The sequence below is a fragment of the Thermogutta sp. genome, assembly GCF_014359955.1.
Classification (GTDB): domain Bacteria; phylum Planctomycetota; class Planctomycetia; order Pirellulales; family Thermoguttaceae; genus Thermogutta.
Genome location: NZ_JACIYL010000054.1, coordinates 1 through 11,068, shown reverse-complemented (window position 1 = coordinate 11,068; position 11,068 = coordinate 1). Strand labels below are relative to the sequence as shown.

Annotated in this window: 10 protein-coding genes; 3 read left to right on the top strand and 7 right to left on the bottom strand. The window is 58.0% G+C overall.

Features of this window, described 5'->3' with window-relative positions; genetic code table 11:
- Positions 1-196: 196 nt before the first annotated feature.
- Positions 197-781, bottom strand: coding sequence for a thioredoxin family protein (locus tag H5U08_RS03165; protein WP_297030012.1), 585 nt, complete (start codon positions 779-781; stop codon positions 197-199).
- 206 nt (positions 782-987) lie between these two features.
- Positions 988-1,530 (bottom strand): hypothetical protein, encoded by a 543-nt coding sequence (locus tag H5U08_RS03160; RefSeq protein ID WP_297030010.1) that lies wholly within the window; start codon positions 1,528-1,530, stop codon positions 988-990.
- Between the two features lie 219 nt (positions 1,531-1,749).
- Here H5U08_RS03160 and H5U08_RS03155 point away from each other — a divergent pair, with 219 nt between their 5' ends.
- Positions 1,750-2,724, top strand: a complete 975-nt coding sequence (locus H5U08_RS03155; RefSeq protein ID WP_297030008.1) for a hypothetical protein — start codon at positions 1,750-1,752, stop codon at positions 2,722-2,724.
- 69 nt (positions 2,725-2,793) lie between these two features.
- On the opposite strand, the gene hpnH is transcribed toward H5U08_RS03155, so the two are convergent.
- From hpnH to H5U08_RS03140, 3 genes are all read right to left on the bottom strand, one after another.
- Positions 2,794-3,933, bottom strand: a complete 1,140-nt coding sequence (hpnH, locus tag H5U08_RS03150) for an adenosyl-hopene transferase HpnH (RefSeq protein ID WP_297030006.1) — start codon at positions 3,931-3,933, stop codon at positions 2,794-2,796.
- Positions 3,934-3,960: 27 nt separating this feature from the next.
- On the bottom strand, positions 3,961-6,165 hold the full coding sequence (locus tag H5U08_RS03145) for a terpene cyclase/mutase family protein (protein WP_297030004.1): 2,205 nt from the start codon (positions 6,163-6,165) through the stop codon (positions 3,961-3,963).
- Positions 6,166-6,673: 508 nt separating this feature from the next.
- Entirely contained in the window at positions 6,674-7,981 is a 1,308-nt protein-coding gene (locus H5U08_RS03140; protein WP_297030002.1) for a Gfo/Idh/MocA family oxidoreductase, read from the bottom strand.
- A gap of 375 nt (positions 7,982-8,356) precedes the next feature.
- Between H5U08_RS03140 and H5U08_RS03135 the strand changes: the two genes are divergently transcribed.
- On the top strand, positions 8,357-9,382 hold the full coding sequence (locus H5U08_RS03135; protein WP_297030001.1) for an HDOD domain-containing protein: 1,026 nt from the start codon (positions 8,357-8,359) through the stop codon (positions 9,380-9,382).
- Positions 9,383-9,472: 90 nt separating this feature from the next.
- Here H5U08_RS03135 and H5U08_RS03130 read toward each other — a convergent pair whose 3' ends face one another.
- Both H5U08_RS03130 and H5U08_RS03125 read right to left on the bottom strand, forming a co-directional pair.
- A complete protein-coding gene (locus H5U08_RS03130; RefSeq protein WP_297029998.1) occupies positions 9,473-9,622 on the bottom strand; it encodes a hypothetical protein in 150 nt (49 codons plus the stop codon).
- Positions 9,623-10,069: 447 nt separating this feature from the next.
- Positions 10,070-10,273 (bottom strand): DUF6485 family protein, encoded by a 204-nt coding sequence (locus H5U08_RS03125; protein ID WP_297029996.1) that lies wholly within the window; start codon positions 10,271-10,273, stop codon positions 10,070-10,072.
- 314 nt (positions 10,274-10,587) lie between these two features.
- Here H5U08_RS03125 and H5U08_RS03120 point away from each other — a divergent pair.
- On the top strand, positions 10,588-11,068 hold a 481-nt coding region (locus H5U08_RS03120; RefSeq protein ID WP_297029994.1), incomplete at its 3' end, for a hypothetical protein.

Genomic DNA, 11,068 nt, shown 5'->3' with positions numbered 1-11,068 from the left:
AATACGACCTTTTGGAAGAATTTGCCGAACTCCTGTGGGGGCGCTGAGGGCAGGGTCTGGCTTGACGTGTTCCCCTGCCCTCATATCACCTGCACGGCCTCCCAGGCTCTCACTCGGCAAGGTTGACGGCGTGCCAGCGTCTGGCGGGAGCCGGTAAGGCAGGTATGGCCCGGGCGGCTTGGGGCACAGGGCTACACTACGCGGAGAAATACTCCGGCTCGTTGCCGGGTTTCCATTTGATGTTACAGCCGAGGCTGGGCTTTTGATCGGGCGGAACCGGTTGACCGGCGAGGACCGCTTCGATGGCGGCTCGCAGGTCTTTCCCGGTCACCGGGATTCCGTTTCCCGGACGGCTGTCGTCGTACTGCCCTCGGTACACCAATCGACGCTCTTTGTCGAAGAGGAAAAAGTCAGGAGTGCAGGCTGCCCGGTAGGCCTTGGCAACCTCCTGCGTCTCGTCGTACAGGTAGGGGAACGTGTATCCCCGAAGTTTGACCTCTTCCCGCATCTTTTCCGGGGAATCATCCGGGTAACTTGCCGCATCGTTGGAATTGATCCCGACGATCGCGACTCCCTTGGCCTGAAATTCTTTAGCGAACTGCGCCAGATGATCGGCAATATGCTTGACATACGGACAGTGATTGCACATGAAGATGACCAGCAGCGCCGGGGCACCGTCAAAATCAGAAAGGCGGACGATGCGACCCTCGGTATCGGGCAAAGCGAAATCCGGTGCCTTGGCCCCAAGTGGGAGCATCATCGTGCTGGCTGTGCGAACCATCGAATCATCCTCCTTCTTTTTCCCATAGAAATCCGATGAGCGAAACGTTGACCCATCCACCAACTTCCTTCTCATCGCATGAGTCGCCTTTGCATATTGTACGCTGCCAGAAAAGAAGTCCAGGCCAGAGGATGGACGAAAGGGTGGGCGAATCGTCAGGCAGGAGCACCGAGAGCAAGTAGCTGCAGGTGTCCGGCAAAGCTTTTTTAGGGGCCGCGAGAGCCTTTTTTAACCCCGTCCTGCAGCAACTGACGGATCTCGCCGCTTTCGAGGGCCACCTTGAACGCATCAAGGTCCGGATAGATTCGGTGGCTGAGGAACTTGACGACCCAGTTGTGCCGCATGGGGCTGATGCTGAGCACCATCGCTCCATGGCGATAGGCCTCCCACATTTCGATGGCCGTCCCCATTGAAGCCTGAGGCAGATAGGCGATGAGAAGGTCCACGGTTCGACACATCTCATTGTGAAAGAAAAAGACCTCTCGACCGGTACGCCGGTCATATTCCAAAGAATTTTTGTGATCGGCGAGGGGATCGTAAACGTCGGCTTCGGGGAGATGCTGCCGCAGTAGGCGTTTGAGCTCCTCCCGGTAATCCTGCGGCACAAGCCCCTTGTCGATCATCGATCCCTGCATGACTCCTGCCAGAAAAACCTTCCACCGGGTTGCACTCGGGGGTGCGAGTTCCCGGCAAGTTCCGATTGCTTCCTGGGGTTCCGCACGCTCTGTCTGTCTCTGATCGTGGGTCATCTCCGATGATCCTGTGCGCTGCGTGGATTGCCGCGAGGCAAGTGACTGCCACAAACTTTTCCCAGCCGTCATCAACCGTTTGTCTTCACGCTTTCACGGGCCAAAAACGGAAGCGGGCAGGCGGCGCAGGGCCTAATCAGCGGGTATGGTTGAATAGCCCCCCATGCCCTGCGAAATCCCCCCTTGAGTGTACCCCTTCTTCAGTGGGAGTTGAGACACGTGATGCCGAGATTCTGGCTCCAAATCGCTCCGCTTGTCACGCTTGCCTTATTCGTCGGGCTGGCTATTTACCGGTATCACAATGTCAACGACCGCATCTGGCAAATGGTACAGGCGAAGGACCGCCTGGTCAAAGAGGGGATGGCATCGCGGAGAGCGGCTTTGGCCCTCTCCGAACAGCAGTCCGAGACCGCCGGCGGCGGTTCGGGCCCGGTCCCTCCCACTTGCCCACCAGAAACGCCCAGGACCGCCGGCCAGAAAGCCGTCACTCGGTCGGATGGTGGGAGCACGCGGATCTCTCCGACGGGTTGGGATAAATTGGAAATTTCTCCCGTTGTAGCAGAAAATCGGGACGATTCCGGCGGGACATGGGGAAACGGCGGTTTGTCACTCAACGCCGAAACCAATACTGGGGCACTGCAAGCCCCCCAAGTTGCGACGGCGGTCCCCCCTCGTATGGCGATCATGATTCCCTCATCCCAGGTGGAGCCGCTGCACGACAGTCCCAAAACCGGCCCGACCCGAGCGGAACCGGTACCGGCAAAGACCCTCGGCGTCAGCCGTCCGTCCTCAGAACAACCCGGTTCGACGGGGGTTGTTTCAGAAGTAGCGTCTCGCGAAACGGAAAAACCGGGAAAGAGCGACAAAGGGATGGAGACGTCCCGCGAGGGTGGCGATATGCCCCCGCTCGTGCCGATCGAAGGCTTTCGATCGCGATCAAAGGAAGATTCCGAGAGAACTCCGAAAGAGGAGTTTCAGACGCTCGATGCGCAGCCGAGCGTGGCACGCAAGATCGAGCAGCCACCCGTTGTGGAGACGGAACTGCCACTCGTGACAGTTGTCAAAAGTCCCTGGTTTGCGTCGGAGAAACCGCGACGGCTCCCGCCCGTAGATCAAACTTTGCCCGCTCCTCAGGCACTTTCCCCTTCGGAATGGGTGCCCGCCGTGCCGCTGTATCCTTCTACAGGACGGTAGTGGCGTCTGGCACGCCCAAACACCGACTTTTATCGAGGCTTGTCTGCGACGGCGAAGCTGGGAGTGGTGTCATCGGCCAAGTTGCCAGAGAGCCAGGCTGAGGCTATCGCGAAGGGATTTTTGGGCAGCGAAGACGGCCCCGGTTTCAAATCCATAATGGACAAGGCAATTCTCGCAGCGGGGATCGCGACCGGGCCCCAGGCTTTGCCACGGGGTCTTCTCTTGCCATTCTCGAAACGTGGAGAAATGGTCATCGGTAACGAGGTAGCAGGGAGACTTCCAGCCACACACATTCCGTGTCGGTGAAGCCCACGCGGCGCACGGCAAATCACGTAAGCCCATCAGAAAGTCGAGGTAAAGGGGGGAATTGATCAACCGGAACCGCCGAAGTTCGGTTTTGACCGACAGAAATTTCCTGGCCACTTCTGCCCGCGTTAGAAAAAGCGACCGTTCCTCCGAGATGGTGGTTTCGGCGTTTTTCTGCTCCATGGGGGCTGGCGGTGTGCCAAACTCACTTGGTGCAGTGGCACAATCGCCTGGGGCAAGCTGGGGCCTTTCTGTAACGGAGGCACGGGGAACCGGTGCCGGCTGGAGACACTCGTAGGGATAAGCGGGGGAAAGCAGCATGCCGTCCACACCCAGCTCGGTTAAATATTCCAGCAGCACGATCACTTCATGCATATCTGTGCAGGCGTAAATGGTGGTGTTGGTGGTCACCCGCATTCCCGCCTCTTTGGCCAGACGGATAGCGCGGGTCACGTCACGAAAAGTGCCCGGCCGACCAGTGATGGCGTCGTGGGTCGCCTCCATCCCGTCCAGATGGACGTTCCAGGTGAGGCTTTCTGTGCGTGGCAGCCGGTCCAGCCAGCGCGGGATCAGCAGCCCGTTGGTGCACAAATAGATGAATCGTTTTTGGGAGAGCAAACCCAAGACAAGACGGTCAAGGTCCCGATACAGAAGCGGTTCTCCGCCGCACACACTGACCACGGGCGCATTGCATTCCCGTGCCGCGTGCAGACATTCCTCGAGCGACATCTGCTGATGAGCCATCGCCGCGTATTCGCGGATGCGGCCACAACCTTCGCACGCCAGGTTGCAGGCGAAGAGGGGTTCAAGCATTAGGACGAGAGGCGGTCGTGTCCGTCCGCGCATTCGCGAGCGGAACAGATGTATGCTCATCGTCTTTACAAGTGACCAGGGAAATCGCACGAGATGGAGGTCCTTTCTTGGCAGCTTTTACGCACTTCGCGACTCCGAGGATGGGTTATCCTCTTTGGGAAAAAACACACGCAACTCGGGAAGGTCAAGCTCCTCGAGATAAGGTGCGTTGACAGTGGCAAACCGCGAAAGTGCCAGGAGCGGAAAATAGAGAGGGTAATGGTGGTAGCGCAGGTAGAAGACACGTGGAAATCCCGTTCCGGTGAAGGCTTCTTCCTGCCATGTGCCGTCGCTCTGTTGACGATCGAGCAGATAACGCACGCCTCGCAGGACCGCGGGATGTCGCGACTTGCCGGCGGCTAACAGCCCGAGGATGGCCCAGGCCGTTTGAGAAGGCGTGCTTGGCCCCGCCCCGCGCTTGGCAGGATTGTCGTACGTTTCGGGTGTTTCTCCCCAGCCGCCGTCGGGGAGTTGGTGTCCGATCAGCCACGTCGCGCCGGCAAGTACACAGGGATCATTCTCGGAAACGCCCACGGCACGCAGGCCCGCAAGAGCCAGCCAGGTCCCGTAGATATAGCTGACTCCCCACCTTCCCAACCAGCTTCCGTCTGGCTCCTGAACTGCTCGGAGATAACGCACGGCACGATCCACAGCCGTATGACCGACGCGGTAGCCGAGAGTCCCCAGAGCTTCCAGCACGCGCCCTGTCACGTCCGGCGTGCTCGGATCGATCATGGCATTGTGGTCGGCAAAGGGAACCTGGGTGAGAACCTGGCGGCAGTTATTTCGATCAAACGCAGCCCAGCCACCGTCATCGTTCTGCATGGCCAGCAGCCACTTGAGCCCGCGATCGATTGCGCCAGTTGCTTCGGCGAGCGCTTCCTCGCGGGATAGCATCTGCAGCCGCCCAGTGGATAGATGATCATCGGTGGAATGATTAACCGGGCCTTCACTGCGCACTGGTTGACGGATCAGTTCCCATTGAGGCGGGAATAGATCCTCATGAGCGATATCGTTCTGGAACAGGCTCGCCAGTGCCAGCAGGACGGCAGCGGTGTCATCGCAGTCTGGATAATGATCGTTGGCGTATTCAAAACACCATCCGCCAGGCTCAGCCTGGGCGCGGACGGCCCAGTCGCCAGGTTTCAGAATTTGTCGGTGAAGAAGCCACTGGACGCCTCGCCGCACCGCAGGATGGTCGATCCCCAGCCCAGCTTCCCGCAAACAGCGGACGGCGAGTGCCGTGTCCCACACGGGAGATAAACAGGGCTGAACGCGGGCGGTTTGATTGTCTTCATCGTAAATGACGAGCTCTTCCACATGCCGCCATCCGGTCTTCATCAGAGGACTTTCCTCGTCATAGCCGAGGGCCTTGAGAGCAATGAGACTCCAAACCATGGCGGGATAGATTGCTCCCAGACCATGACTTCCCTCAAGGTGCTGCCGAATCCAGGACTCGGCAGTACGGAGCGCCCTGTTACGCCACGGCACGATGTGGTGACGATCGAGAAACTTATAAAGGCGATCCACGGCGGAAAAGAATCTGCTCCAGAACCACTGCAGACGTCCCGACGGGGATCCCCTGGTCAGAGGCCAATTCGCCGGGTGGGTGAGAAATAGTTCGCGAATTCCTTTTTCGGGTGGAAGGTTTCGGACCGGTTTTAATGCCCAGATGATGGAAAGCGGCACCACCATGGTGCGCGACCATGCGCTCAGCGAATAAAGATTGATCGGAAACCATCGGGGCAGGAGAATAAGCTCCGGCGGAACAGCGGGACAGGCCGAATAAGGAATTTGTCCCAGAAAAGCCAGATAAAACCGGGTGAAACTATTGACGGATTCGGCACCACCTCGCGCAAGAATGGCATCCCGAGCCCGGCGAATGGGCTCCTCATGGATGTCAAAGCCCGCGATCTTGAGGGCGAAATAGGCTTTAACCGTCGCACTTAAGTCCAGCGGACCGTCGGGATAGAGAGACCATCCTCCCTCCGCCGTTTGTGTTTCGAGAAGCCGCGACGCCAGAAGCGAAACCAATTCGCTCGATTCGCGGTGGAAAAACGCCAGTACAAGAATGGTTTCGCTCTGGAGGATGCTGTCCCCTTCCAGTTCCGCCCGCCAATGGCCATCCGGATACTGCCGATTGAGCAAAAACCACCGTCCCCGCGAGACGCTTCGCCTCAGTTGGGATTCAAGCGTGGAACGAGGTCGGGCCAAACAGGCCAACCGGAGGCTCTCCGCTCCTCTTCGCTTATGAATGTCGCCTCCCTGCCAGGGCTCGTCCATGCGCACATTCTCCTCATTTCCTCAAGATTGGAAAAAAGCAGTTAAAACTGCTAGCTCAACTAGCTTAAAGCGAAGCCGGTCGCTCTGCAACCCGGAATCCGTCTGGTTCATCCCCACTTTTGCTTTGCCGATGGGGAGGCGGACGTCCCCAGGGATACGCGCGGGAGCGAGATGCGGGCCGAGGAGAGCCGACTGTCGGGTCCGCTTTCCAACGTTGGAGCATGCCTTGCGTTTTGCCGGGCACGACAATCGTGCCCCGCCGAAGGACCCCTCCGAGAAAGCCACTTGTGAGGTCCCATAACAACGTTTGAATTATCCAGTTCACCGACCCGATGCCAACTGCTGGATTGAGTGGCTGGTCAAGCTGTTGGGGCCATTCATGAATTGCCCCGACAATACACGAACGGGGGCCAAATCGATCCCAAAAAACACGCCCCCTAGCGAATTCAGGGGGCGCAGCCTGGTGGCAGTTTTGATCCTGCCAATTTGAATTCAAAGCAACTTCAATTCAGATGGTGGGCAACTGCCAGGGATCCCGGCGAGGCTCTCTGCGAATTCCGTCCAGCCACTCATTGGCCTCCGTGGGTTCCACGAATTTCCAGTTTTGTGGATCCCATTTGAGACGCTTGCCCGTCCAGTAGGCGAGATTCCCCAAATGACAAACCGTCACAGAGCGAGCCCCCACTTCCACAGGGCAGATGGGCTGACGGTTCTCGCGAATGGCGTTCAGCCAGTCGCGGTGATGACCGGGGGACTCATAAAGGCGGATTTTTTCGCTGTCCTTGAGTGGTTCCTTGACCACTTCCTCGGGCCAACTTTGAAGTTTTCCACGGTCAACATAGACCACTCCATCCGTTCCGACAAAGTTCACTCCCCCGCGACCCTCGTATCCGCCGTGAATGAGTTCGACGCCGTTTGCATAAATCCAGCGGACTCCCTGACCTTTTTCCGGGTTGTCGGGAGGAATCACTTCCACCGGGCCCGAATCGTCCATGCCCAGACCCCATTGGGCAATATCGAAATGATGGGCACCCCAATCGGTCATGCCACCGCCGGAATATTCCCGATAGGCCCGCCAGTTTGGAAAGTGGTTGTGGACTCCCCGAGGACTGAGAACAGAGTTGTACGGCCGCATGGGGGCCTGACCCAACCACATGTTCCAATCGAGGCCGGGTTCCATGGGTTCTTCGGGCAAATCGCACCAGCGGCTTGGTCCTCCCACCGCCGCGTACACCTGCTTGATCTTTCCGATTCGGCCGTTTCGGACGGCCTCGCAGGCAATTCGGAACTCTCGGCTGGAGCGCTGCTGGCTGCCCGTCTGGAAAACAACACCGTACTTGTTGACGGCATCAATGCAGAGTTTTGCCTCGGCGATCGTCAACGTCAACGGTTTTTCGCAGTAAATATGCTTCTTGGCCTTGCAGGCATCCACGATGGGATGCGTGTGCCAGTGGTCCGGAGTGGCGATGACCACAGCGTCAATATCCTTGCGACCGATCAACTCACGATAATCGTTGTAACCGGCGCAGTCCTTGTTGTCATAAGCCTTGTTGACCTTTTCCACGGAGAAATTTCTTCTCGTGGTGTCCACTTCGCAGACGGCCAGAACGTGAACGTCCTTCATGCGAAGGAACGAGTCGAGGTGATACTGGTTCTGTTTTCCCAATCCGATGAAGCCAAGCGTGAGCCGTTCGCTGGGGGCTGGTTGTTCTGCCGAACCCAACGCAGAACGGGCGATGATGGTCGGCAGAGCTATGGCGGCTGCCGACGTTTTAAGCATATCCCGGCGGGAGAGTGAGGCATTCCGACGACTCATGGCGGTTTCCTCCAATTCGGGGGCTTAATGGTGGGACGCTACGGAATTGCACCGCTCTTGCAGGCACTGTGTCCTTGCACAGCCGGCACCACGGGGCAGAGAGCCTCTGGTCCAGGCATCAACGTGACGCTCAAGTCTTCCATCACGATAATTCGTGATCACGGGGAAAACAAGAGACCTGAATTCCGGGAACCCGGTCACGCGCCTCATTGGGGGTCAAGAGGACGAACTTTCGCGATCGAAGGGGAAGTCCTGTGCCGCCGACAGGCGCCGCTTCTCGACGGGTGCGTGAGCTATACTTTCAACGAGGCATGTTCTCCCGTGTGGGGATGATAACAGGCTTGCCACACAATCTCGGGAATCACAGGTGGCGATATGCAACAGCCCCAGATCTTCGCTCGTGGTCGGGATGATGACGCTCAACAGTCACGAAGCTCCACAGCGCAGTTGGCTAGCCCGGAGCAGCTTCTGGACAAATTGGAGGAACTCCACGCCTCGCCTGGGGTCGCCTGGCGAGCGGTTCAGATCCTAAAAGATCCGGACTATGACGTTTATGAAGTGGAGTCCCTGCTCGAATCGGATCCTGGTTTGAGCGCGTCCATTCTTCGGCTTGTCAACTCGTCTGCATTTGGATTGCCCCGCAATGTCACCAATCTGCGGCAGGCAATCACACTCCTTGGTGCGCGGTCGCTCCGCTTGGCTGTGTTGAGCTTCGGACTTGTCAACAGACTGACGCGGGGGACGCCCTCGGAAGTATTCGACGATTTTTGGAGACGGGCCCTGACGACGGCGGTCGTGGCGGGGAAACTTGCCCGGCGAGAGAAGGCGGCCAATCCCGAAGATGCCTACTGCGCGGGGCTCCTTGCCGAAATCGGCGTTCTCGTGTTTTGTCAGGTCGATACCCGAAACTACCTGCGTTTGTACCTCAAACACCGCCACTGTGAACATCTTCCGGCAGCAGAGCAGGAACACTACGGATTCGATCACGCGACCCTGGGAGCCTGCCTGCTCAATCGATGGGGTCTGCCCAATCCTTTGCCTATGGCGGCGGCTCACCATCACCAACCAAATCAATGCGATACTGCCCTGCTGCAGGCAGTCCACGCGGGAACCATGCTGGGTGACGTTTTCTGGGTACGCCGGTCGGCTCTTCTCTCGGCCGCCCGACAGTGGTTGGAAAAATATTTCGCAATTGATTTGGATGGCTTCATCAGCCTCGCCAACGAATGCAAAGGGGAGATCCACGAGAGTGCCGAGTTTTTCTCGGTGAAATTGAAAGGTCGTGTGGATGTGTCGGCACTGAAAAAGGAAGCGTTGGAAATTTTCAAGAAAGCAGCTCTGGAAACGGCTTTGGAATACGATTCCATCACCGCGGTACTCGAGCAGCGTTACACAATGTGACGTTGCGGCGATTGGCCAGCCCGTTAGCCAGTCCGCAACTATGCGGAACTGCCCAGCATTGGGAGCGACCTGCCCCGAACCGCAACTCGATCAGCCCAGGGAAGGTGCCAGGGACACGACTAAACTGAGTACCACAGCCGCCGCAAGAAAGAAGATCATCGCATAGTGAATCGCGAGCAGGCCGGCTCGTCGCCTTCGATCAAGTGCTCGTGCGAACCGAGTGCTGGATCTTCGCGTCATTCTGGGGTCTCCCAGGAACCACAACCGCCCGGATGCGTGCATGTTCTTTTCGGCTCAATTCAGGGACTTGCAGTGTCCCCGCCCGCCACGAGACGAAAGATGATCTCGTCCCTTTGCAAGTATAGCATTGGGAAATCCCCGTGACGGAAGTAAATGATCCCCATCACATGAGGCATCCGGGGACGCAAATATTGCTCCGCCGGCCTGTTCTATTTCGGTGGCCTCCCGGACTGTGGCACTCCCACCTTCGCATCGACCAACACCAGCTACCTGGAGGGGGGTCTGGGACTCGAAAGACATGGCGTGCGGTAGGGGCCATTCACGCATTGCCCCCACAGGCTCCGTGTGTTGTGCTCCGGAAACCGTGCCCAGGAGCTCCGGCCGGGCGCCTCGTCAAACAAATCGTGCAAAGATTCCAATGAATAAATCACCCCGAACGTCAAAGAATTAGACCTTTTTCTCCTGCACTAACCGTGCAAAGTGTTCGAACGAACGGTCGTAAGTCGCTTCCGCCGCCGGCGGGAAACAGCAGCCGGGAAGCTGGCGCTTCTTGAGGTGGTACTGGAGACACTCGCAACACAATCCTTTCCGCGGACAGGGATCGTAAGAACACGTACAAAACGAGAGATTCCGCTCTTTCCGGCATTCCATGATCTTCCTCCCGGAATTGAAAACCAGTCGCTATCGCTGAGGACACCCACGTCCCGCTCACCAACGCACCGTGTCCCCGTGTTGGGCGCATGTTCACCAAAGCCCCAGTAAAACTTATACAGCCCCCTGATTATAGGGGGCTCGTTAACGGCGCTTGTCCACCAAAGCCACAGTAAAACCCATTATCTTCTTTGCGGAAGTCCTGACCAGTCGAGCAGGCGAGCCGTTTTCGCTAACGCCTGCCGGCGAGTAAAATGACCGCGAGGGGCACATCAAGCCGCGGCAACCCCCAAGCGTATGAGTCGGGGTGCTTTATGCGCACAGAGAGTATCAAGTTCGAAACCGGCGGTTTTCGGAGATGCTTTGATTTCTTCGCGATCGCCCCAGTACTTGGCCTGGTGTTCTGTGCCGGTTGCGGGCCGGGCGAATCCTCTAATGCACGCCATTCCAACTTTTCCGTGCCAGCGGCATCAGCCAGGCCGGAAAAACAAACCCCCACCGCCACGACGGCTGTGTGGGGATCGCCGCCATCCGACCAATCGGGTGAGTCGCAGGAGACCGTCCCGATCAAATGGCCCAAACTCCCTTCGCCCCTGACCGGCGACTGGATGAAGGAGCAGGGACACCGCATCGCGGATGAGGTTGCACGGCGATTCCCGGACGACGTGTACGCGCAACATGTGCACGCCCAGGTGTATCGTCTTTCCGGCGATACGGATGAGGCGTTGAAAATCTGGCATCACTGTTTGGAGTTGAAGAAAGATTTCCTGCCGGCATACGAGGAGATTGTCCAGG